22 protein-coding genes are annotated in these 21,638 nt (G+C 63.1%); 19 read left to right on the forward strand and 3 right to left on the reverse strand.

Going from position 1 to position 21,638, the window contains the following annotated elements; genetic code table 11:
* The first annotated feature begins 21 nt into the window (after positions 1-21).
* From AB0N65_RS09015 to AB0N65_RS09030, 4 genes are all read left to right on the forward strand, one after another.
* The gene (locus AB0N65_RS09015) at positions 22-2,895 is read left to right on the forward strand and encodes a DNA translocase FtsK (RefSeq protein WP_364160269.1); all 2,874 of its coding nucleotides are present in this window, start codon (positions 22-24) and stop codon (positions 2,893-2,895) included.
* 24 nt (positions 2,896-2,919) lie between these two features.
* The gene (pgsA, locus tag AB0N65_RS09020; protein WP_364160271.1) at positions 2,920-3,522 is read left to right on the forward strand and encodes a CDP-diacylglycerol--glycerol-3-phosphate 3-phosphatidyltransferase; all 603 of its coding nucleotides are present in this window, start codon (positions 2,920-2,922) and stop codon (positions 3,520-3,522) included.
* Positions 3,519-4,040: a CinA family protein gene (locus tag AB0N65_RS09025; RefSeq protein WP_364160273.1), complete on the forward strand. Its 522-nt coding sequence runs from the start codon at positions 3,519-3,521 to the stop codon at positions 4,038-4,040. The genes pgsA and AB0N65_RS09025 overlap by 4 nt, the downstream gene beginning before the upstream one ends.
* 137 nt (positions 4,041-4,177) lie before the next feature.
* Positions 4,178-4,612: a helix-turn-helix transcriptional regulator gene (locus tag AB0N65_RS09030; protein ID WP_364160275.1), complete on the forward strand. Its 435-nt coding sequence runs from the start codon at positions 4,178-4,180 to the stop codon at positions 4,610-4,612.
* A 130-nt stretch (positions 4,613-4,742) separates the two neighbouring features.
* On the opposite strand, the gene AB0N65_RS09035 is transcribed toward AB0N65_RS09030, so the two are convergent.
* A complete protein-coding gene (locus tag AB0N65_RS09035) occupies positions 4,743-5,327 on the reverse strand; it encodes a MarR family transcriptional regulator (RefSeq protein WP_364160277.1) in 585 nt (194 codons plus the stop codon).
* Between the two features lie 59 nt (positions 5,328-5,386).
* Between AB0N65_RS09035 and AB0N65_RS09040 the strand changes: the two genes are divergently transcribed.
* The 6 genes from AB0N65_RS09040 (at position 5,387) to dapF (ending at position 10,864) form a co-directional block, all read left to right on the forward strand.
* On the forward strand, positions 5,387-5,584 hold the full coding sequence (locus AB0N65_RS09040; protein WP_364160279.1) for a DUF3046 domain-containing protein: 198 nt from the start codon (positions 5,387-5,389) through the stop codon (positions 5,582-5,584).
* 238 nt (positions 5,585-5,822) lie between these two features.
* Positions 5,823-6,863 (forward strand): recombinase RecA, encoded by a 1,041-nt coding sequence (recA, locus tag AB0N65_RS09045; RefSeq protein WP_364160281.1) that lies wholly within the window; start codon positions 5,823-5,825, stop codon positions 6,861-6,863.
* Positions 6,853-7,395, forward strand: coding sequence for a regulatory protein RecX (locus AB0N65_RS09050; RefSeq protein ID WP_364160283.1), 543 nt, complete (start codon positions 6,853-6,855; stop codon positions 7,393-7,395). Before recA ends, AB0N65_RS09050 begins: the two co-directional genes overlap by 11 nt.
* The gene (miaB, locus tag AB0N65_RS09055; RefSeq protein WP_364160285.1) at positions 7,395-8,924 is read left to right on the forward strand and encodes a tRNA (N6-isopentenyl adenosine(37)-C2)-methylthiotransferase MiaB; all 1,530 of its coding nucleotides are present in this window, start codon (positions 7,395-7,397) and stop codon (positions 8,922-8,924) included. Before AB0N65_RS09050 ends, miaB begins: the two co-directional genes overlap by 1 nt.
* Positions 8,925-8,949: 25 nt before the next feature.
* On the forward strand, positions 8,950-9,849 hold the full coding sequence (gene miaA / locus AB0N65_RS09060) for a tRNA (adenosine(37)-N6)-dimethylallyltransferase MiaA (protein WP_364160287.1): 900 nt from the start codon (positions 8,950-8,952) through the stop codon (positions 9,847-9,849).
* Positions 9,850-9,895: 46 nt separating this feature from the next.
* Entirely contained in the window at positions 9,896-10,864 is a 969-nt protein-coding gene (gene dapF / locus AB0N65_RS09065) for a diaminopimelate epimerase (protein ID WP_364160289.1), read from the forward strand.
* Here dapF and AB0N65_RS09070 read toward each other — a convergent pair.
* Positions 10,845-11,459 (reverse strand): methyltransferase, encoded by a 615-nt coding sequence (locus AB0N65_RS09070; RefSeq protein ID WP_364160291.1) that lies wholly within the window; start codon positions 11,457-11,459, stop codon positions 10,845-10,847. The two genes, dapF and AB0N65_RS09070, sit on opposite strands and share 20 nt — an antisense overlap.
* Before the next feature lie 507 nt (positions 11,460-11,966).
* Here AB0N65_RS09070 and hflX point away from each other — a divergent pair.
* Both hflX and AB0N65_RS09080 read left to right on the forward strand, forming a co-directional pair.
* Positions 11,967-13,529 (forward strand): GTPase HflX, encoded by a 1,563-nt coding sequence (gene hflX, locus AB0N65_RS09075; RefSeq protein ID WP_364160293.1) that lies wholly within the window; start codon positions 11,967-11,969, stop codon positions 13,527-13,529.
* Positions 13,522-15,588, forward strand: coding sequence for an ATP-dependent DNA helicase (locus AB0N65_RS09080; RefSeq protein ID WP_364160295.1), 2,067 nt, complete (start codon positions 13,522-13,524; stop codon positions 15,586-15,588). Before hflX ends, AB0N65_RS09080 begins: the two co-directional genes overlap by 8 nt.
* Positions 15,589-15,608: 20 nt before the next feature.
* On the opposite strand, the gene lexA is transcribed toward AB0N65_RS09080, so the two are convergent.
* A complete protein-coding gene (lexA, locus tag AB0N65_RS09085; protein WP_364160297.1) occupies positions 15,609-16,355 on the reverse strand; it encodes a transcriptional repressor LexA in 747 nt (248 codons plus the stop codon).
* 357 nt (positions 16,356-16,712) lie between these two features.
* Between lexA and AB0N65_RS09090 the strand changes: the two genes are divergently transcribed.
* From AB0N65_RS09090 to AB0N65_RS09120, 7 genes are all read left to right on the forward strand, one after another.
* Positions 16,713-17,072, forward strand: coding sequence for a LysM peptidoglycan-binding domain-containing protein (locus tag AB0N65_RS09090; protein WP_364160299.1), 360 nt, complete (start codon positions 16,713-16,715; stop codon positions 17,070-17,072).
* 99 nt (positions 17,073-17,171) lie between these two features.
* Positions 17,172-18,269, forward strand: a complete 1,098-nt coding sequence (locus tag AB0N65_RS09095; protein ID WP_364160301.1) for a histidinol-phosphate transaminase — start codon at positions 17,172-17,174, stop codon at positions 18,267-18,269.
* Between the two features lie 134 nt (positions 18,270-18,403).
* Entirely contained in the window at positions 18,404-19,030 is a 627-nt protein-coding gene (hisB, locus tag AB0N65_RS09100; RefSeq protein ID WP_026541582.1) for an imidazoleglycerol-phosphate dehydratase HisB, read from the forward strand.
* Complete coding sequence (gene hisH / locus AB0N65_RS09105; RefSeq protein ID WP_364160303.1) at positions 19,027-19,770, forward strand: imidazole glycerol phosphate synthase subunit HisH; 744 nt, start codon at positions 19,027-19,029, stop codon at positions 19,768-19,770. Before hisB ends, hisH begins: the two co-directional genes overlap by 4 nt.
* A complete protein-coding gene (locus AB0N65_RS09110) occupies positions 19,771-19,929 on the forward strand; it encodes a hypothetical protein (RefSeq protein ID WP_364160305.1) in 159 nt (52 codons plus the stop codon).
* 34 nt (positions 19,930-19,963) lie between these two features.
* A complete protein-coding gene (priA, locus tag AB0N65_RS09115) occupies positions 19,964-20,707 on the forward strand; it encodes a bifunctional 1-(5-phosphoribosyl)-5-((5-phosphoribosylamino)methylideneamino)imidazole-4-carboxamide isomerase/phosphoribosylanthranilate isomerase PriA (RefSeq protein ID WP_364160307.1) in 744 nt (247 codons plus the stop codon).
* A complete protein-coding gene (locus AB0N65_RS09120) occupies positions 20,707-21,636 on the forward strand; it encodes an SseB family protein (protein ID WP_364160309.1) in 930 nt (309 codons plus the stop codon). The genes priA and AB0N65_RS09120 overlap by 1 nt, the downstream gene beginning before the upstream one ends.
* The last annotated feature ends 2 nt before the right edge of the window (positions 21,637-21,638 follow it).

Consider the following 21,638-nt stretch of genomic DNA (forward strand, 5'->3'; position numbering starts at 1 on the left):
CCTTGGGGTAGCGTGGCACGTATGGCGACCCGTACTTCCTCCACGCCACGAGGCAGCTCTAGCAGTAAATCCGGCGGAACAGGCCGTGGTTCGGCTGCATCCAAATCCAACGCGGCTGCCAAAGGCGGCCGGGGTGGCGGCAGCGCCCGGACAAGGCAGCAAGCAGCCCTTGAGCCCCATGCCCCGCTTCCGTTGCGCATGCTTTCGGGCGCCTGGCAGGGCATAGGCCACGTGGTTGGAGCAGGCGTTCGCCGGATCGGCCACGACGTCAGCGACATTGATCCCGCAAACCGCCGCGACGGTGCCGCCCTCTTCAACCTCGTTCTGGGCATTGCCATTGCCACCTTTGCCTGGTGGGGCCTCACCGGCTGGCTCCCTGACATCGTCTACAGCGTGGTCAACGGCACGTTTGGATGGATGTCGCTGGTCCTTCCGTTCATGCTTTTCATTTGCGCGTTCCGCTTGTTCCGCAAGCCGCAGGACGGCCGCGGCAACAACCGCGTAGGCATCGGCTTCATGATCATGACGTTCGCAGGGTCCGGATTGGCGCACATCATCGGTGGGGAGCCGACCGTAGCCGAGGGCTTTGATGGTTTGCGCAGGGCAGGCGGCATGCTCGGTTTCCTTGCGGCGTCGCCATTGGCCGCCATCCATGTGGCCGTTCCCGTGCTGGTGTACAGCCTCCTCGCTTTCGTCTCGGTGCTGATTGTCACGGCGACGCCGTTCGGTGCCATTCCGTCCCGTATCCGGTCCGCGTACGAGCACCTCATGGGCGTTGACCTCATGGAGGACTCCGGCAGGGACGGCCATGACCGCAGCTATCTTTACGAGAATGATTCCGCCGCGAAGCCCAAGCGGAAAAAGCGCATGCGGCTCTTCGGGAAGGACGAAGAAGCAGACCCCGGCTTGGAAGGTTACGTCGGGGACGAGGCTTTTGAGCACGCGATAGTCGACGACGACGAAACTCCCCGTGCGCCTGAGCCCCGCGTTCCGCCGGGCGTGCGTCGCCCGACCCAGGCAGAGATCGCTGTTGGCAAGATCAAGGCCGCACAGGGTTTGGGAACCGCGCAGGGTCCTGGAGGCGCTGGAGGGGACAACCCCACCGAGGCCATCCCGGTCCTCACCTCCGAAATGACCGCACCGGCGCCGCAAGTGCCGGCGAGGCCGGCAGGCCCGCCCGTGCCGCAGACGCCCATTCCACAGCGCACGGAGCAGTTGTCCCTGGCCGGCGACGTCACCTACACCCTGCCGGCTTCGGACTTCCTCACGCCGGGGTCCATTCCGAAGGAGCGCACGGAAGCCAACGACGCCGTCGTCGCTGCCCTGACCGACACCCTGACGCAGTTCAACGTCGACGCTTCGGTGACCGGCTTCAGCCGTGGCCCCACAGTCACCCGCTATGAAATTGAGCTGGCCCCCGGTACAAAAGTGGAGCGTGTCACGGCGCTCTCCAAGAACATCTCCTACGCCGTGGCATCGAGCGACGTCCGCATCCTGAGCCCTATTCCGGGAAAGTCGGCCATCGGCATCGAGATCCCCAATACGGACCGTGAAACGGTCTCGTTGGGCGATGTCCTGCGGAGCCAGAACGCGCGCCGTACGGACCACCCCATGGTGATGGGCGTGGGCAAGGACGTGGAGGGCGGCTACGTCGTGGCCAACCTTGCCAAGATGCCGCACCTGTTGGTGGCTGGTGCTACCGGTGCCGGTAAGTCGAGCTTCGTGAACTCCATGATCACATCGATCCTGATGCGGGCAACGCCTGACGAAGTGCGGATGGTCATGGTGGACCCGAAGCGTGTGGAGCTCACAGCCTATGAGGGTGTTCCGCACCTGATTACGCCCATCATCACCAACCCCAAGAAGGCCGCGGAAGCCCTGCAATGGGTGGTGCGCGAGATGGACGCACGCTATGACGACCTCGCCAACTACGGCTACAAGCACATCGACGACTTCAACAAGGCCGTCCGTGCCGGCAAAGTGACACCGCCGGTGGATTCCAAGCGCGTGATCAAGCCATACCCGTACCTCCTGGTTATCGTGGACGAACTCGCGGACCTCATGATGGTTGCCCCGCGTGACGTCGAAGATTCCATTGTCCGCATCACCCAGCTCGCACGTGCTGCCGGTATCCACCTGGTCCTGGCAACCCAGCGACCCTCCGTGGACGTTGTCACGGGGCTCATCAAGGCCAACGTGCCGTCCCGCATGGCCTTCGCAACGTCCTCCGTAACCGACTCCCGCGTGGTGCTTGACCAGCCGGGCGCGGAGAAGCTCATCGGCCAAGGTGACGCCTTGTTCCTGCCCATGGGGGCGTCCAAAGCGATGCGTGTGCAGGGTGCCTGGGTCACGGAGTCCGAAATCCACAAGGTAGTGGAACATGTGAAGGGCCAGTTGCAGGCCGTGTACCGTGAGGACGTTGCTGCAGAGGCTCCGAAGAAGCAGATCGACGACGACATCGGGGACGACCTCGAAGTCCTGTTGCAGGCCACGGAATTGGTGGTCACCACGCAGTTCGGTTCCACGTCGATGCTGCAACGCAAGCTGCGCGTCGGCTTCGCGAAAGCCGGCCGCCTCATGGACCTCCTTGAATCCCGGGGCGTAGTGGGACCATCGGAAGGCTCCAAAGCCCGTGACGTCCTGGTCAAGCCGGATGATCTCGCGGCTGTGCTTGCCGCCATGAAGGGCCAGGAGGCGCCTGCCGCTCCCGATGCCCACACGGCCGCCTTGAGCGACAACGCGAACTCGAACATCGGCGTTGGGGGTTACGCCGAGGACGTGGTGGCAGCTGACCTGGACAACCGCACGCAGGCCATTGAATACCACGACGGCGCCGATGGGTCAGATGACGACGACGAGGGCGGCGAGGACGCCTGGTCCCTCACGGGAAGGTAGTTTCGAAGACTGTAGCCTAGAGGGGTGACTACAGCCGAGGGTGAAAACGCCGCTTCCAGCAGTTCCGACGTCTGGAACCTGCCCAACATCCTCACGATGCTCCGCATCGTCCTGGTTCCGTTCTTCGTGTGGTTCCTGCTTGCCGACAACAGCCAGCATGGTCTATGGCGTTGGGCTGCTGTGGTCGCCTTCGCAGTGGCAATCTACACGGACAAGCTCGACGGCGACATCGCCCGGGCCCGTGGCCTCATCACCAACTTCGGCAAGATCGCGGACCCCATCGCAGACAAGCTGCTTATCGGCTCGGCATTGGTACTCCTGTCCATCCTGGGGGAGTTGCCGTGGTGGGTGACAATCCTCATCCTCGTGCGTGAATGGGGCATTACCGCCCTGAGGTTCTTCGTCATCCGCTACGGGGTGATGCCGGCCTCCCGCGGCGGAAAGCTCAAAACCGTGGTGCAGACCGTGGCCATCTTCCTCTACATCCTCCCGCTCGAGTCGATCGCGCCGTGGCTGGGAGCTGTTGCTTTCTGGGTCATGATGCTGGCGTTGGCCATCACGGTGTGGACGGGAGTGGAATATGTCATCCAGGCGTTGAAGCTTCGAGCCGCAGGACGCCGCTCGTGAATACGCCGGAAGAGGAAACAACGGCCGCCCGGACAGCCCAAACAGCGACGGCGGCAGTCGCCGTCGCGCTCGGCAAAGGCCTGAGGGTCGCTACGGCCGAGTCCCTGACGGCCGGGATGGTTTCAGCGGCGTTGGCCAACACACCGGGAGCTTCAGGGATGCTCCAAGGTGGCGTGGTTGCGTACCAAAACTCAGTCAAGGCTGCCTTGCTTGGTGTGCCGCGGGAGCTTCTGGACTCCGTCGGCTCAGTGGATGGCGAAGTAGCCGCCGCGATGGCCGCCGGTGCCAGGCAGGCCTGTAGCGCCGACGTCGGGATTTCAACCACGGGCGTGGCCGGGCCGGAACCCCACGACGGCAAACCAGTGGGCACGGTCTTCATCGGCGTCGCCACCGGGCAGGGCAGCCGTTGGTTCCAGTACGGCTTTTCGGGAGACCGGCAGGCCATCCGCGAACAAGCGTGTTCAGCCGCGCTGGCGAGGCTCCTTGCCGTGGTGGAAGACGTTGGTTACCGTTCGTAAAGTAGTCGGGAACAAAAACTCATTGCCAATAGTTGTGTCATTGTGTCGCTTCGGAATGGCCGGGGCGCCTAGGATGTAGAAACCAACCCGGTCCGCCAGCCAGCGAACCGGATGAACGAGGGAGCAAGGCGATACAGATGGTAAAGCAGCCCGTATCCGTAAACGGCGTTGTCCGCTGGAAGGATGTGGGCTTGGCTGATCAGGCACAGAGCGAACAGAAGGAGCGCAAAATGGTCGTACTACGCCACGAGATCGGTGATGTACTGCGCGATGTCCGCCAGCGTCAGGGCCGTACCCTCCGCGAGGTTTCGCACAGCGCCCGCGTTTCACTCGGATACTTGAGTGAAGTTGAACGCGGCCAAAAGGAGGCTTCGTCCGAGCTCCTGTCCTCTATCTGCACGGCATTGGACGTTCCTTTGTCCAGCATGCTCCGTGAAGTCAGCGACCGCGTGGCCGTTGCGGAGGGCGTGGCTGTTCCGGACACCGTTCCGCAGGAATTCTCCCAGCGCTACGGCCGGGAACTCGACCTTACCGACGACTTCCCGCAGGGCATGCTCTCCGGAGCCCGGTAAACACCAGACAGGCTACGAGGAGAGGTCCCCGGCCACGGCCGGGGACCTCTTTTTGTACTGCTGGTTTTTGTACTGCCGGGTTGGGTGCGGGACTGAAAGCCGGTGCCCGGTTGCTTCCTCGGCTGTTGCTTCAGTCCGCCGTTTCGGAGGAGCCTGCCCCGGATGCTTCTGCGTCCGTATCGTCCCCGGACTCAGCCTCCTTCAGGCCGCCATCCTTCAAGAGGCCATCTCCATACACGGCGTTGAGCCTGCCCATGTAGTCTGCCAACGTTTTCACGTCTTCCAGCGGCCATTCGCCAAGACGCTCCCGGAACACCTGGCGGCGCGCGTCCTGCACCTGGTGCATCTTTTCCTCGCCCTTGTCCGTCAGCCGAATGGACTGGGCCCTGCCGTCCTGAGGATCGGCCTCCTTGTAGACCAGGCCGATGCTTTCAAGGAACGCAATCTGGCGGCTTACCGAGGGTTTGCCCACTCCGATGCAGGAGGCAAGATCGGTGAGCCGGATGGGTCCCTCCCTACGGATCACGGTCAGCAGTCCGTACGCTGCCGGCTCCATATCGGGATGGACCTGGCGCGACAACTGATGCGATATGGACCTCGCGCGTCGCCAGAGCAGGCTCAGCTGGTGCTCCACCTGCTGAAGGGCGTCGTCCACCGCGTCGCCTTGCACGGCCGGCGCGGGCGTGCTCTGGAGAGGATTGCTCATGGCAACCATTCTAGAGTCCACGCACGTGAGAGACTCTATCCGTGAGGGCAAGTGACTTTTGGCGATTGATGGACGACGAATTCGGGGCCGGCTATTCCCGCGTCCTGGCCGGTTCACTCGTGCTTGCAGGCGTAGGAGGCCGGACCGCCGTGGATGCCCTCGCTTCCGGCTACAACCCCAGGGACGTCTGGTTGGCTGTGTGCGAGGTTCAGGATGTTCCTCCCGAGCGCAGGCTCGGCAAAGACATCAAGCCTGCTGCGAATTAGCGTCCCGACACAGGTGACACGCCGCAGGCGTGTTCGAATATCTGTTCGGATGGGGATATGCTCCTGTGAGAGGAACATTGATCCTGAAGAACGCCTTCCACGGCATCCGGCGGCGCTGGTTTTCCACATACGCGAAGTCGGCTACTAAAAATGTCAGGGCACCGTAATAGCGTCTGACATGACAGGAAAGCGGCCATTCAGGCCACTCCACAGCGAGAAAGCATCAGAGGTGTGAACCATGGCGGCAACCCCGGATCGTGAGAAGGCGCTCGAGGCAGCGCTTGCCCAGATCGACAAACAATTCGGCAAAGGCTCCATCATGCGGTTGGGGGACGATACCCGTGCGCCAATTGAAGTCATCCCCACCGGATCCATCGCACTGGATGTCGCCCTCGGCATTGGCGGGCTGCCCCGTGGCCGTGTCGTGGAGATCTATGGACCGGAATCCTCGGGTAAGACCACCGTTGCACTCCATGCCGTAGCCAACGCGCAACGCAACGGCGGCATCGCGGCCTTCATTGATGCTGAACACGCCCTTGACCCCGATTACGCCGCCAAGCTTGGCGTGGACACCGATGCCCTGCTCGTATCGCAGCCGGACACGGGTGAACAGGCCCTGGAAATCATGGATATGCTGGTGGGCTCCGGCTCCCTCGACATCATCGTCATCGACTCCGTGGCTGCCTTGGTTCCACGCGCGGAAATCGAAGGTGAGATGGGCGACTCCCACGTTGGCCTGCAGGCCCGGCTCATGAGCCAGGCACTGCGTAAGATCACGGGCCGTCTTAGCCAGACCAAGACCACCGCGATCTTCATCAACCAGTTGCGTGAAAAGATCGGTGTCTTCTTCGGATCGCCGGAAACCACCACCGGTGGTAAGGCCCTGAAGTTCTACGCGTCCGTCCGCATTGACGTCCGCCGTATCCAAACCCTGAAGGAAGGCGCCGATTCCGTCGGTAACCGCACCAAGGCCAAGATCGTCAAGAACAAAATGGCCCCACCCTTCAAGGTCGCCGAATTCGACATCATTTACGGCCAGGGGATTTCCCGCGAAGGCGGCATCATCGACATGGGTGTCGAGCACGGCATCATCAAGAAGTCCGGCTCCTGGTTCACGTACGACGGTGATCAGCTTGGCCAGGGCATGGAGAACTCCCGCCGCTTCCTGAGGGACAACCCTGAGCTTGCGCAAGAGCTCGAGCGCCTCATCAAGGAGAAGCTCGGTGTTGGCGTCAAGCCGGAGGAGGACACCCCGAAGCTGAAGGCCGTTGACGGCTAGACACGGGCCGGACCCCGAATCCTCCATTGCCGGCGATCCCGAGTCGGCCCCCGAATCCGTGGCACGCGCCATCGTTCTCAGGCAATTGACGATGGCGCCACGGAGCCGGCTGCAGCTATCGCGCAAGTTGGCGGAACGGAACGTTCCCGAAGACGTGGCGGAGGCTGTCCTTGATCGATTCGAGGAAGTCCAGCTCATAGACGACGCCGAGTTCGCCCGAATGTGGGTACGTAGCCGCTCGCAAGGAAAGAAGCTGGCTAAGGGTGCCCTTCGCCGCGAACTGTCGGATAAGGGCATTGACGTGGAGGATGCCGAAGAAGCCTTGGCGCAGCTCAGTGACCAGGACGAGGAAGCCGCCGCCCGCGAACTGGTACTGCGAAAGTTGAGGCCAGGCGTCGACCTCTCTGATCGTGCGGAGCGCGATAAGTACACGCGGAGGCTGGCTTCCATGCTGGCACGCAAGGGTTACGCGCCTTCGATGGCCTTCCGAATCGTCAGTGAGGTACTTGCGGAAACCGGTACCCTTGAGTAGTGAGTTTGACCATTCCTTCCCCAACAGCTGCCACCTCGCCCTCCATTGAGCCGAGAACCTATCAGGTCCGGACCTTTGGGTGCCAGATGAACGTGCACGACTCAGAGCGCATGGCCGGCCTCCTCGAAGACGCCGGCTATGTTCCCTCCGAGGGCGAGTTTGCCGACGTCGTGGTCTTCAATACGTGCGCAGTCCGGGAGAATGCGGACAACAAGCTTTATGGAAACCTGGGCCAGCTCAGGCAAGTCAAAGCCGCCAACCCGGGGATGCAAATCGCTGTGGGGGGCTGCTTGGCCCAAAAGGACAGGGAGACAATCCTCCGGAAGGCGCCATGGGTTGACGCCGTCTTTGGAACCCACAATGTAGGGGCGCTTCCGGCGCTGCTCAGCCGGGCGCGGCACAACAATGAAGCCCAGCTCGAGATCCTCGAATCCCTCGATGTCTTCCCTTCTACCCTGCCTACCAAGCGCGACTCCGTCTATTCGGGCTGGGTCTCCATCTCCGTCGGCTGCAACAACACGTGCACTTTTTGCATCGTTCCCTCACTTCGGGGCAAGGAGAAGGACCGCCGCCCAGGCGAGATCCTGGCCGAGATCCAGGCCCTGGTGGATGACGGTGCCGTTGAGGTGACATTGCTGGGCCAGAACGTAAACTCGTACGGCGTGGAATTCGGTGACCGTCAAGCTTTCTCGAAGCTGCTCCGGGCCTGCGGGGACATTGAGGGGCTGGAGCGTGTGCGCTTCACCAGTCCGCACCCTGCCGCTTTCACCGACGACGTCATCGACGCCATGGCAGAGACCCCCAACGTCATGCCGCAACTGCACATGCCGTTGCAGTCAGGATCGGACAAGGTCCTCAAGGACATGCGGCGCTCGTACCGCTCAAGCAGGTTCCTCGGGATCCTGGACAAGGTCCGGGACCGCATTCCCCATGCTGCCATCACCACCGACATCATTGTCGGCTTCCCCGGCGAAACGGAAGAGGATTTCCAAGCGACGTTGGACGTCGTGGAAAAGTCGCGTTTCTCGTCGGCCTTCACCTTCCAGTACTCCAAGCGGCCGGGCACGCCGGCCGCGGACTTGCCCGGGCAGCTTCCCAAAGCCGTGGTCCAGGAACGCTATGAGCGGCTCACCGCCTTGCAGGACCGTATAGCAGCGGAGGAGAACGCCAAACAGCTTGGGCGCAGGGTTGAGATCCTTGTGACTGCGCAGTCAGGTCGCAAGGCCGGTGAGACCCACAGGTTGTCGGGCCGTTCGAAAGACCAGCGACTGGTCCACTTCTCCATGCCCGCCGGCGCTGAAACACCACGCCCTGGTGACTTCGTGACCGTGACCATCACGGAAGCCGCGGCCTTCCACCTGGTGGCTGACCCCGCGACCACAGCGGACTACTCCTTGCGCAGGTCCAGGGCGGGCGATGCCTGGGATCGCTCGCAGGCGGACAGCTGCGGCGTGCCCGGCCCGGGTGCAGCCTCAGGCAAGACCGGAGTTTCTTTGGGCATGCCGTCGCTGCCGGTTCGCCGGGCATAGCTGCGCCCCCGGATACGTGTCTTCCATGCACCATGGCACCCCGCCGGTGATCGCCGTCGTAGGCCCAACCGGCTCCGGCAAATCTGATCTAGGCGTCGAACTTGCCCTTGCCCTGAATGGGGAAGTCATTAATGCCGACGCTTTGCAGTTTTACCGCGGCATGGACATCGGAACAGCCAAGATCACTGCGCAGGAGCGCCGGGGCGTGCCACATCATCTGCTGGATACGATGAACGTCACGGAGGAAGCCAGCGTGGCTGACTTCCAGCAGGAATGCCGGGCGGTCATTGAGGACATCCATTCCCGGGGCAAGCGGGCCATCATGGTGGGCGGCTCAGGGCTGTATGTGCGGGCAGCTTTGGACGTCCTGGAGTTCCCCGGTACGGACCCGGTCTTACGCAAGCAGTTGGAAGACGAGTATGAAGCCTCCGGTTTGGCGCCGTTGCGTGCACGCCTGGAGCAAGTGGATCCCGTGTCTGCCGCACGCCTGGGCGATGCCCGTCGAGTGATCAGGGCACTTGAGGTCCATGGCCTCACCGGACGTCCCTTCAGTTCGTTCATGCCGCAACGCCAGTACTTCCAGCCGGCAGTGCAGATTGGCTTGTCGGTGGACCGGGAAGTCCTGCGTGAGCGTCTTGCACTCCGCGTCCATCGCATGGTGGATGCGGGTTTGCTCCAGGAGGTTGAGCGGCTGGACGCTGAGGGATTGCGGGAGGGCAAGACGGCATCGCGTGCCTTGGGCTACGCGCAGTTCCTCAAGGTACTCGACGGCGACGCCAAGGTCGCGGACGCCGCCGAAGAAACCATAGTGGCCACCCGGCAGTTCGCGCGTCGGCAACTGACCTGGTTCCGTGCAGACCCTCGCATCAGCTGGCTTGATTGGCAGGACCCGGATCTCCTGTCGAAGGCAGCAGCCCTGGCCTAGCCACGGCAATTTCTGGCCGCACACGCACGACGGGTAGCCTAGGTGCATGGAGCAAACCGCCGCAGTTTCCGCCCAGCAGCCTGCCGCTGCCGGTACCGCCCCGCCCGCCGCCGGCCTTGCCGGTCTGGCCTTTTCCAAGGGCCACGGAACGGGCAACGATTTCGTGCTCATCGCAGACCCCGAGGACACCCACCACATCACCCCCGAACAGGTGGCGCAGCTGTGTGACAGGCACCGCGGCATAGGCGGTGACGGCCTTATCCGGGCTGTGCCATCCCGCTACCTGCCTGAAGGTCGCACCCTGCTGGAGCAGGATGCCTCGGCTGAATGGTTCATGGATTACCGCAACGGCGACGGCTCGCTTTCGGAGATGTGCGGGAACGGTGTGCGGGTGTTCGTCCATTTCCTGCTGGCGGAGGGTCTGGTGGACCTTGACCCGGGCGCTACGTTGACCATCGGTACTCGCGGCGGTATCAAGAAGATTGTTCGGACCGCAGAGGGCTACGCCGTTGACATGGGACCCTGGGAGTTTATTTTTCCGGCCGAGGCCACGAGCAAAGCCATGGATGCCCTGGTCAGCGCTGACGGCCTGGAGGTCGCGCGGCCGGGTCTTTCGGTCAGCATGGGCAACCCGCATACGGTGGTGGCGCTTGCCGAGCTCAGCGAACTTGCTGCGACGCAGTTGTTCAAGGCACCGGTTGTCGATCCAAAGCCAGTCAACGGAACCAACGTGGAATTCGTGGTCCCTGCCGAGCCACTGGTGCACGATGGCGTGGGGACTATCACCATGCGCGTCCACGAACGTGGAGTAGGTGAGACGCAGTCGTGCGGCACCGGTGCGTGTGCCGCCGCGGTTGCCATCCGGCATTGGGCGGGCAGCACGGCTCCGAACTCCTGGCATGTGAACGTCCCAGGAGGCGTGGTGGGAGTCAAGTTCTTTCCCGGCGTGGACGGACGGGAGCACGTCGAACTCAGCGGCCCGGCCGTGATCGTGGCTACAGGGACGCTTTCCTGACCCTGAGGATCCTGAAGGACTTGGACGTGCTCTCCCGGGTGACCGTGAAGGACGCGTCCAGTTCGGTGGCGAGCCAGCGTTGCAGGGAGTCCGACCCAAGGTTCTTCTGGACAACCAGCCATGCGTTGCCGCCCGGGGCCAGCCTGGGGAGCCAGGTCAGCAGCAGCGTGTGAAGTTCGTCTTTGCCGATCCGGATAGGCGGATTGGACCAGATGGTGTCAAACTCGACGCCGGGATCCACCTCGTGCGGGAGGCTCGCCTTCACGTTGTCCAGGCCCAGGGCCGCCGCATTTTCGTTGGTCAAGGCGATGCAGCGTTCGTTGACATCCACCGCAAAGACGCGGGCCAAGGGCGCCATCAATCCCATGGTGAGGGCGATCGGCCCCCAGCCGCAGCCGATATCCAGCAGGTTGCCACGCGGCGACGGCGGGGGGACCTCAGACAGAAGGATGGTGGTGCCCTTGTCCACACCGTCAGGGCTGAAGATTCCCGATGAAGTCTGCACATGGCGGATGGACCCGGCAAGCTCAACGGTGAGGGGCTTACGGGTGAAGGGACCGGCCGGTTGGGCGCTGAAATAGTGTGCAGACTCCATAATTTGCCAGATTAGTGGGCTATCGGCGGCTTGGGAAACTGCCCGGGGCACGGGCGGGTTTGACACCGGTGATATTGTTGGACGCATGTTCTTGATCTTTGAGTAATCAGCCGCCACCGCCCGCGATGCAGGCTCTGCGCTTGGCACAGGTACACCCTAGTGGGTCCCTGCTCCCGGCCCGCAGCCTTTCCGCCCGGCAGGTTCCACCCGGCGCAGTCCGCCCCCTGTCATAGGACGCGGACGCTCAAAGATCACACCACTCCAAGCAACGTGCCCGCTGTTTTGCGCCCCGCGCGCAGGCAACGTGTTTGGTGTCCAGTGTTCTTCCACCGGTCAGGGCCTCCGAAGCGGACCAGCCACTCGATCACAGCAACCCGGTAGACCCAAGAGGTTGCTTTCAGCAGCACAGGAGGCCCGTTGGCCCAATCACGTCAGCCCAACGCGAATACCGTCCCACAGGACACCAATCAGCATTATTCTGGAATAGCCGAACAGTCTAAGGAGACCATGACCACCCAGAAGCACTCCGGATCCGATTCCGACGCCCAGGACATGAGTCCTGAACAGATCCAGGCCGTCATCGACCGGATTCTTTCCAAGGATGTCCCTGCGCGGGCATCCGGGGACAACGACGACAAGGGCGTCTTCGGCAAGGCCCAGGCCATCTCCACGCTTGACGAAGAGCACAGCATCTACGACGGCGAGCAGGAAGATCTCGCTGAACGGCGCGCGTTGCGGCGCGTTGCCGGTTTGTCCACGGAACTCGAAGACGTCACTGAAGTCGAATACCGGCAGCTCCGGCTTGAGCGGGTTGTTCTTGCCGGGCTGTGGACCGAGGGCACCCTGGCGGATGCCGAGAATTCCCTCCGCGAACTCGCAGCTCTTGCTGAGACCGCCGGCTCGGAGGTCTTGGATGGCCTGGTTCAGCGACGCATGAAGCCGGACCCCGGGACCTTCCTCGGGTCGGGTAAGGCACAGGAACTCAAGGACATCGTTTCTGCGACCGGTGCTGACACCGTGGTGGTGGATACCGAGTTGTCGCCCTCACAGCGCCGTGGTCTTGAGGACATCGTCAAGGTCAAGGTCGTTGACAGAACGACGTTGATCCTGGACATCTTCGCGCAGCACGCCAAGAGCCGTGAAGGTAAGGCGCAGGTCGAGCTTGCACAGCTCGAATACCTGCTCCCCAGGCTTCGCGGTTGGGGTGAATCGATGTCCCGCCAGGCTGGTGGCCAGGTGGGTGGCGCCGGTGCCGGCATGGGTTCGCGTGGCCCTGGCGAAACAAAGATCGAACTCGATCGCCGGCGGATCCGCACGCGCATGGCGAAGCTGCGGCGCGAGATCGCCGCGATGAAGCCGGCGCGCGAGACCAAACGGGCCAACCGTCGTCGTAATTCCATCCCGTCCGTTGCCATTGCCGGTTACACGAACGCCGGAAAGTCGTCCCTCCTCAACCGGCTCACTGACGCCGGCGTCCTGGTGGAAAACGCGCTGTTCGCCACCCTTGACCCGACGGTACGCAGGGCGCAAACCCCTGATGGCATCGGCTACACCCTCGCGGACACAGTGGGCTTCGTCCGGTCGCTGCCCACGCAATTGGTGGAAGCTTTCCGTTCTACTTTGGAAGAAGTCGCCGACTCCGACCTGATCCTGCACGTCGTGGATGCATCCCATCCCGACCCCGAGGGCCAGATCGCGGCTGTCAGGGCTGTCTTCACCGAAGTGGATGCCCGCAAGGTTCCGGAGATCGTCGTCCTGAACAAGGTTGACGTCGCGGATCCGTTCGTGGTGGAACGGCTGAAGCAGAAGGAACCGCGGCACGCCGTGGTGTCCACCCGCACCGGACAGGGGATTCCTGAGCTCCTTGAGACCATCAGCCAAGCCATCCCAAGGCCCGGCGTACGCCTCGAAGTCCTCATTCCCTACAACCGCGGCGAGTTGGTGAACAGGCTGCACAACTCCGATGCCGAGATCCTGAGCCTCGAGCACGAGGAGAACGGCACGCGCGTCGTGGCGATGGTCCGTGAAGGGCTGGCGGCCGAGCTGGAGTCATTCGTCACCAATGGTTGAGAAGGTGGCGGCGGACGTCGTCGAATCTGCGGGGGAGAAGTTCACCCTCGAGTTGCTGGATAAAGCTGTTGCCGGAATGGGTGGTCAAAGCCGGACCGGTCAGCACGAAATGGCGAAGCATGTGACCCGGGCCATCGAGTCGGGGGAGCACCTGCTGGTCCAAGCGGGGACGGGAACGGGTAAGTCGTTGGCCTACCTGATTCCGTTGATCGCCCACTCCATGGACAGCAACAAACCGACGCTTGTGTCCACCGCCACCTTGGCCTTGCAAACGCAGATTGTGGGTCGGGACCTTCCCAGGCTCCTTGAAACCATCGAACCTGCCCTTGACCGCCCGGTTAACGTGGCGCTCGTCAAGGGCAGGGCGAACTACGTTTGCCTTCAAAAGCTTGAAGGCGGCTTTCCGAGTGAAGAACCCACCGAGGGTCAGTTGTTCTCGCTCGGCGAGGATACGAGCGTGCCGCATTTCGCTGCGTCGGTGGGCGGTCCGTCCTCGCAACTGGGCAAGGAAGTAGTCCGGCTTCGCGAATGGGCGCAAAAGACGGCCACCGGCGACCGCGACGAGCTCATGCCCGGCGTAACGGATCGTGCGTGGCGGCAGGTCTCCGTCACGTCTATGGAGTGTCTGGGTGCCCAAAAGTGTCCGCTGGCCGAGGAATGCTTCAGCGAGCAGGCCCGGGCGCGGGCGGCGGAAGCCGATGTCGTGGTGACCAACCACGCAATGCTGGCGGTCAGTGCCTTTGAAGGTCTCGCAGTCCTTCCCGAGTACGATGTCGTGGTGGTGGACGAAGCCCACGAACTTCAGGACAGGGTAACGGGCGCTGTGTCCGGACAACTGTCGGTAGCCATGGTTCATGCGGCTGCGTCCAGTGCGCGCAAACACACCGCCATCACTGTTGATGCCCTCAATGCCGCGGCCGACCGCCTGGACATGGCGATCGCCGGGGTCCCGAACGGATTGTTGCCCAACGGACTCAACGACGAACAGCTGGATTGCCTTGACCAGTTGCGGGACGCCGCGCGGGCGGCCTTGTCGGACTCGAAGCCGGACTCCTCCTCATCGAACGTCGTCGACGGCGGTCGGCAGCTTGCCCGGTCAAGGCTGCTTTTGATCCTGGAACTGTGTGAGCGGCTCCTCGCCGCCAAGGAGAACCGCGAAGTTGTCTGGTTCTCCAGGAACAGCACCTTCGACCCCCAGCAGGGCTATTCACAGCCCGATGAAACAGCACCGGCCCTCATCAACATCGCCCCGCTCAGTGTTGCGGGGAAGCTCCGGGACGGGCTGTTCGCGGGACACACGGTGGTGCTCACTTCTGCGACGCTGGCCATTGGTTCTGCCTTTGAGCCTGCGGCGGGCGGTCTCGGCTTGATAGGAGACGGCGCGCCCAGCTGGACCGGCCTGGATGTTGGTTCCCCGTTCGACTACCCGAAACAGGGTGTCCTCTATGTAGCCAAGCATCTTCCGAAACCCGGGCGGGGGACCTCCCCGGAGGCACTGGATGAGCTCGAGGACCTCATCAGGGCGTCGGGGGGAGGCGCTTTATGCCTGTTCTCGTCCCGCCGCGCGGCTGAGGAAGCCGCCGACGCGCTCCGCTTGCGCTTGGACGTGGATATTCTCTGCCAGGGCGAATCAACCATGGCCGCCCTCGTAAAACAGTTTTCCGACGAACCCGATACCTGCCTCTTCGGCACCATGTCCCTGTGGCAGGGTGTGGATGTTCCCGGCGGATCGTGCCGTTTGGTAGTGATAGACCGCATTCCCTTCCCGCGCCCTGACGACCCCCTCATGACGGCGCGGTCAAGGGCCGTGGCTCAGTCCGGAGGTAATGGGTTCATGGCTGTTTCCGCTACTCACGCAGCAATACGCCTCGCGCAGGGTGCGGGCCGACTTATCCGTTCCACGGGCGACAGGGGAGTGGTGGCTGTTCTGGACTCCCGGTTGTCCACCGAGCGCTATGGCGGTTTTTTGAGGGCGGCGCTGCCCCCCTTCTGGGCAACGACGGATCGCACTGTGGTGCGAGGGGTCCTGGAACGGTTGGCCGCCAGGACGACTGCGTAGGAAACCCCTGGAGGGAACGCTTAGAGGGAACGCAGTACGGAGACGACCTTGCCCATGATGGTTGCTTGGTCGCCGAGGATGGGTTCGTACTGTGTGTTCTGGGGAAGCAGCCAGGTGTGTCCGTCACGCTGCCGGAAGGTCTTCACGGTGGCTTCGTCGTCCAGGAGGGCGGCAACAATGTCGCCGTTGATGGCATCGTTTTGGCGACGGACAACAACCCAGTCACCGTCGCATATTGCCGCATCGATCATCGAATCACCAGCGACCTTCAGCATGAAGAGCTCGCCGTGGCCCACCAGTTGCCGGGGCAAGGGCAGGACGTCTTCCACGGTCTGGTCAGCGAGGATAGGACCGCCTGCCGCGATGCGGCCTACCAGCGGCACCAGGGCAGTATCGCTGGCACTCGCAAGTTCCGTAACGGCCAGTCCGCCCGCGCTGCGCAAGGTTGCAGGTGCTTCCACTCCGGGAATGGTCGCGCCGCCATCAAGCGTCAGTGGCATCAGAACTTCCATGGCCCGTGGGCGCTTGGGGTCCCGCCGGAGGTAGCCGAGCTTTTCCAGCTGGGAGAGCTGGTGGGTGACGCTGGACAGGCTCGCCAATCCCACGGTGTCGCCGATCTCCCGCATGCTCGGCGGGTAGCCGTTGTCGTTCACCGACCGCTGGATGGTTTCCAGGATCTTCTTCTGCCTTACGGTCAGGCTCTTGGGACTCTTTTGAGGCTGCTGGCTCCGCAGGGGTACCCCGCCGCCTGTGGCTTTCGCTGCCATGTTCGCCAATGCCTTTCCGCTTCGTCCGGCCGCAACATTAAGGGGCCGGTGATGGCGGGCCTGAAAATGTCAGACCCTCCTGTTCCACTGAAACAGTGCCTGTTTCTTCACTCAAACGTAGGCCAGGCGCACGCGTTTATCAAACATTTGTTCTAGCGAGTCTCGACACCGTTCGTTGATAAGTGCTAAAAATGTCATAGCAAGGTTCGAATATGTGTTCTATAAATATTCGGCAGCGGGTCGGGATGTTCGAAGGCAGTGTTCGAACGCCGGGCCTTCGGCAGAGAAGAACACAAGGAAATTGGCAGCCAGATACCGGAGCACTGGTCCTGGCAATCGCTCAGAAGGGCTCAGCTCATGTCCGCAGTCACGGCATTCCATGATTTTCGCAACACTCCCGCTCCCGCGCGTATCCGTCTGACGCGGCGTGGCAGGATCGTCTTCTTCGGCATCCCAGCCATGCTCCTGGTTGCAGCCCTGTTGAGCCTTGCCGGCTTCGTCAACTCTCCCGCGAAGGCATCCGACTCGGCGGCGCAATTGCAGCCGCCCGTAGCAGTGACGGTAACCGTTCAACCCGGCCAGTCGTTGTGGGGCATTGCTGGTGAGGCGGCGCCGGAGCGGGACCCCCGGGACGTCATTGCGGAGATCATCCAGTTGAACGACCTCCACGGCGGCCGGATCCAGCCCGGACAGCAGCTTTTCGTCCCCGCCAACTGACTTCCCCTCCGTGTCGCAGCCGGCGTTCCACGTTGCCTGCCGTGGCGGGCGGGGCGTCACAGTTACTCTGCAGTCGCAGCGGCACCTTAAACTGTCTTGGTGAGTGACCAGCTTGAGCGACTTGACCGACTTCCCCTCCGGACCAACCTGCGTGGACTGAGCCCCTACGGCGCACCGCAGCTTGATGTTCCGATTCTGCTCAACGTCAACGAAAACACCCATGGCGTGCCGGCCGACGTTCAAGCCGCCATTACCGAAGCCGTGGCAGCCGCGGCCACCGGACTGAACAGGTACCCGGACCGCGAGTTCACGGAATTGCGGGAGTCCCTTGCCGAATACCTGGGGCACGGACTGTCGGCGGACAACATCTGGGCCGCCAATGGATCCAACGAGGTCCTGCAGCAGATCCTCCAAGCGTTTGGGGGGCCCGGTCGCAAGGCGCTCGGCTTCCCGCCGACGTACTCGATGTACCCGTTGCTGGCCAGCGGCACGGACACTGAGTACATCCGGGGCGTCCGGGCAGACGATTATGGCTTGGACGCCGCCTCAGCGGGTGCCCAGGTCCGGGAGACCGGCGCCAACATCGTGTTCCTCTGTTCTCCGAACAACCCCACCGGCACAGGGCTCGGCCTGGACGTCGTGGAGGCCGTATATGAAGCAGGTGAAGCCAGCCAGGCCATCGTGATTGTCGATGAGGCGTATCACGAATTTGCTCACGACAATACGCCCAGCGCCTTGACCTTGCTCCCGGGCAGGGAGCGGCTGATCGTCTCACGTACCATGAGCAAGGCTTTCGCGCTGGCCGGCGCCCGTCTGGGATACATGGCCGCCGCACCCGAGGTAACTGACGCCATTCGGCTCGTCCGGTTGCCCTACCACCTCTCAGCCGTTACCCAGGCAACGGCACTTGCAGCCCTGCGCCACCGGGAAGCCCTGATGGCAGATGTCGAGGACATCAAGGTACAGCGCGACCGCATTGTGACTGAACTCCTGCGCATGGGCCTCAAGCCCGCAGCCTCGGACTCCAACTACGTCTTCTTCGGCGGACTGGAGAACCCGCACGCCATCTGGCAGGGCCTGCTGGATGCTGGAGTGTTGATCCGCGACGTCGGCATCCCGGGCCACTTGCGGGTTACGGCCGGCACCGAGAAGGAAACCACCGTATTCCTTGAGGCGTTGGAACGCCTGCTCGGCTGACGACAGCCGCCGCCTCTGCCGCAGCCGAGCCCCGGATCGCGGCAGCCGGCCCGGTCCCTGTTCAGTGGAAAGACGCGGCCGAACTAAACTTGTCCCTAGACCCCCATCCGACTTTTGTGTAGAAGGACGTCCCAATGAGCGAAACCGGCGCCACGCCGTCCGCTGCCCGCACCGCGCGCATGGAGCGCACCACCAGCGAATCCTCCGTCCTGGTGGAGATCAACCTGGATGGCACCGGTGTCTCGGACATCAGCACTTCGGTTCCGTTCTATGACCACATGCTGACGGCCCTATGCAAGCATTCCCTGATCGACATGACCGTCAAGGCGACGGGGGACACGCATATTGACGCCCACCACACCGTGGAAGACGTCGCCATCACGTTCGGTGAGGTGCTCCGCACGGCGTTGGGCAACAAGGCAGGCATCCGTCGCTTCGGCGAAGCCACTGTGCCCTTGGACGAAGCTTTGGCGCACGCCGTAGTGGACGTTTCCGGGCGTCCTTACCTGGTGCACGGCGGGGAGCCGGCCGGGCAGGAGTACCACCTGATCGGCGGCCACTTCACCGGTTCACTGACGCGTCACGTATTTGAAGCCATTACCTTGCACGCAGGAATCTGCCTGCACATGAACGTGCTGGCCGGCCGCGATCCCCATCACATTGTGGAGGCGCAGTTCAAGGCCTTCGCCCGGGCGCTTCGCGCTGCCGTAGAGTCTGATCCGCGCGTGGAGGGCATTCCATCAACCAAGGGGGCGCTGTGAGCGGCCAGATCCTCAAGAACGGCGCCGTCACTGACGCTGCCGCCTCCGTCAAGCCGCAGTCCCCGGAAGGTAAGCCCACGGTGACGGTCCTGGACTACGGATCCGGCAACGTGCGCTCTGCTGTCCGTGCGGTTGAGCGCGCCGGCGCCCACGTGATCCTCAGTTCCAAGCCGGAAGATGTACTGAACGCCGATGGCCTTCTCGTGCCGGGCGTAGGCGCCTTCGAGACCGTCATGAACGAACTCAAGGCCGTGGACGGCATCCGGATGATCGGCCGCCGCGTAGCGGGTGGACGTCCCGTGCTGGCTATTTGCGTAGGCCTGCAGGTTCTTTTTGAAGCCGGTGTGGAACACGGTACTGAGTCCGAGGGGATGGCTGAGTGGCCCGGCAAGGTCGAACTCCTTCCCGCCCCCGTTGTACCGCACATGGGCTGGAACACCGTGGATGTGCCTGAGGGTTCCAAGCTCTTTGCAGGCGTGGAGCATGAGCGTTTCTATTTCGTGCACTCCTACGGCGTTCAGGAGTGGAACTTCGATGTCGTGCAGCCGCGGATGGCCCCGCCCATGGTGACGTGGTCCGAGCATGGCGCCCGGTTCATCGCTGCAGTCGAAAACGGTCCCTTGTGTGCCACGCAGTTCCACCCCGAAAAGTCCGGTGACGCCGGTGCCCGCCTGTTGCGCAACTGGGTCGAGAGCCTCAAAAAGCCTTCGGCGAATACCGAGGGCGCGGGTGCCGCGTAAATGTGGTCCGTTGTGCTCATGGGCCTCGCCGGCGTGTTGGTGGGCGGAGGTATCTCCTTCCATCAGCAGAAGAAGCCCGCATGGGTCTCGATCTCCTTTTATGTGCTGGCCGGGATGTCCCTGCTGGCCGCTTATCTCCTGACGCTTCCGGGCAACTGATCGCCCGGTCCATAAAACGACCTCTAGGACACACATGACCACCTCTGCTCCCTCCGTTCTGGAACTCCTGCCTGCCGTCGACATCGTTGACGGCCAGGCAGTCCGTCTCTTGCAGGGCGAAGCGGGTTCGGAAACCAGCTATGGCACGCCGCTTGAAGCAGCTTTGAACTGGCAAAACGCCGGCGCCGAATGGGTGCATATGGTGGACCTTGACGCCGCTTTCGGCCGCGGCAACAACGCCGAGCTCATCAGCGACGTCGTATCCCAGCTCGACGTCAAGGTGGAGTTGTCCGGTGGTTTGCGGGACGATGAGTCGCTTGAGCGGGCGTTGGCGCTGGGCGTTGAGCGTGTGAACCTCGGGACAGCGGCTTTGGAAAACCCGGAATGGACGCGGCGGGCCATCGACCGCTTTGGTGACAAGATCGCCGTAGGCCTCGATGTCCGCGGAACCACACTGGCAGGACGCGGTTGGACCAAGGAAGGCGGCGACCTCTGGGAGGTCCTCGCCCGTCTGGAAGACGCCGGGTGCGCACGCTACGTGGTCACGGACGTCACCAAGGACGGTACCCTTCAGGGGCCGAACGTGGAACTGCTGCGCCGGATGGTTGAGAAGACCGGTAAGCCTGTGGTTGCGTCGGGTGGTATTTCCAGCCTTGAGGACCTCCGGATCCTTCGTGAGCTTGTGCCGTTGGGCGTCGAGGGGGCAATCGTGGGCAAGGCGCTGTATGCCGGGGCCTTCACGCTGCCTGAAGCGTTGGACGTCGCCGGCCGCCGCTGATGCAAAACTCCGGAGCGAACCACCCGGCGCCGCAGGACGGTCACCCGCATCCGGGTGCCGGCAGGCGTGATCTGCCCGGCCACATCGCCGCTGCCCTGGCGGGCGCCGGGGGAGCCACCGACTCCGCAGGCCAGCCTTGGGCGGGCCGCAGCCTCAGCGGTGACGACGCCAAGATCCACAATTTCGAGGACGACGACGGTACAGCCGACGCCGGTTATCTCGCCGCTGTTTCTGCCTTGCTGAACGGCACGGGTACCGAGGCCGACGTCGTAGCTTCCCTTGCTACCGCGAGGGTCTTTGTTCCAGTGGTGGCCCAGCTCGCGCAGGAAGCTGAAGGCGTTGACGGGCTGCATGCCGACAAGCAGGCCGATATGGCGTTGGTCACGCTCCAGGCCCCTGACGGTCGGACGGCGATGCCCGTGTTCACGTCGGCCGCTGCCCTTGAAGCGTGGCACGCAGATGCCCGTCCTGTAGCGGTTTACGCGGCACGGGCGGCGCTTTCCGCGGTTTCCGAGGGCGCCCAATTGCTGGTGCTGGACCCGGGTTCCGCTTTCACGTTTGTGGTCCGGCGCCCGGCTGTGTGGGCGTTGGCGCAACAACGGGACTGGACGCCGTCATACCTTGATGATCAACTGGAGTCTGCTCTCGCTTCAACAGCCCGGGCCTTTCCGGCGGTCCGGCGACTCGAAACGCAACCCGGCGGCGGCGTTGCTGCCCTGGCCGCGGACGGGCGGACGGTTCTCGGGGGAGGCTCGGGTCCGGAACTCCGGGTTGTGCTCTACCTCGAGGACGGCTTGGACGCTCCTGCCGTTCAGGCGCTCGTATCCGGGCTGAACGAGGCGTGGGCACAGATGGAATCCTTTGCCGAAGGTGTCGACTCCATCGAAGTAAAACTGCAACGTGCGGCGCAGGAGCCTGGGCGGCACTAACG

The organism is Paenarthrobacter sp. NPDC089322, assembly GCF_040684895.1.
In the GTDB taxonomy this organism is placed as follows: domain Bacteria; phylum Actinomycetota; class Actinomycetes; order Actinomycetales; family Micrococcaceae; genus Arthrobacter.

Bases quoted from the DNA above. Each gene is read 5' to 3' on its own strand.
- AB0N65_RS09080 (WP_364160295.1), top strand. From the start codon at position 13,522: ATGGTTGAGAAGGTGGCGGCGGACGTCGTCGAATCTGCGGGGGAGAAG.
- miaA (WP_364160287.1), top strand. From the start codon at position 8,950: ATGCACCATGGCACCCCGCCGGTGATCGCCGTCGTAGGCCCAACCGGC.
- AB0N65_RS09110 (WP_364160305.1), top strand. From the start codon at position 19,771: ATGTGGTCCGTTGTGCTCATGGGCCTCGCCGGCGTGTTGGTGGGCGGA.
- hisB (WP_026541582.1), top strand. From the start codon at position 18,404: ATGAGCGAAACCGGCGCCACGCCGTCCGCTGCCCGCACCGCGCGCATG.
- hflX (WP_364160293.1), top strand. From the start codon at position 11,967: ATGACCACCCAGAAGCACTCCGGATCCGATTCCGACGCCCAGGACATG.
- recA (WP_364160281.1), top strand. From the start codon at position 5,823: ATGGCGGCAACCCCGGATCGTGAGAAGGCGCTCGAGGCAGCGCTTGCC.
- AB0N65_RS09040 (WP_364160279.1), top strand. From the start codon at position 5,387: ATGGACGACGAATTCGGGGCCGGCTATTCCCGCGTCCTGGCCGGTTCA.
- AB0N65_RS09090 (WP_364160299.1), top strand. From the start codon at position 16,713: ATGTCCGCAGTCACGGCATTCCATGATTTTCGCAACACTCCCGCTCCC.
- lexA (WP_364160297.1), bottom strand. From the start codon at position 16,355: ATGGCAGCGAAAGCCACAGGCGGCGGGGTACCCCTGCGGAGCCAGCAG.
- AB0N65_RS09120 (WP_364160309.1), top strand. From the start codon at position 20,707: ATGCAAAACTCCGGAGCGAACCACCCGGCGCCGCAGGACGGTCACCCG.
- AB0N65_RS09030 (WP_364160275.1), top strand. From the start codon at position 4,178: ATGGTAAAGCAGCCCGTATCCGTAAACGGCGTTGTCCGCTGGAAGGAT.
- AB0N65_RS09035 (WP_364160277.1), bottom strand. From the start codon at position 5,327: ATGGTTGCCATGAGCAATCCTCTCCAGAGCACGCCCGCGCCGGCCGTG.
- AB0N65_RS09015 (WP_364160269.1), top strand. From the start codon at position 22: ATGGCGACCCGTACTTCCTCCACGCCACGAGGCAGCTCTAGCAGTAAA.
- dapF (WP_364160289.1), top strand. From the start codon at position 9,896: ATGGAGCAAACCGCCGCAGTTTCCGCCCAGCAGCCTGCCGCTGCCGGT.
- AB0N65_RS09070 (WP_364160291.1), bottom strand. From the start codon at position 11,459: ATGGAGTCTGCACACTATTTCAGCGCCCAACCGGCCGGTCCCTTCACC.
- priA (WP_364160307.1), top strand. From the start codon at position 19,964: ATGACCACCTCTGCTCCCTCCGTTCTGGAACTCCTGCCTGCCGTCGAC.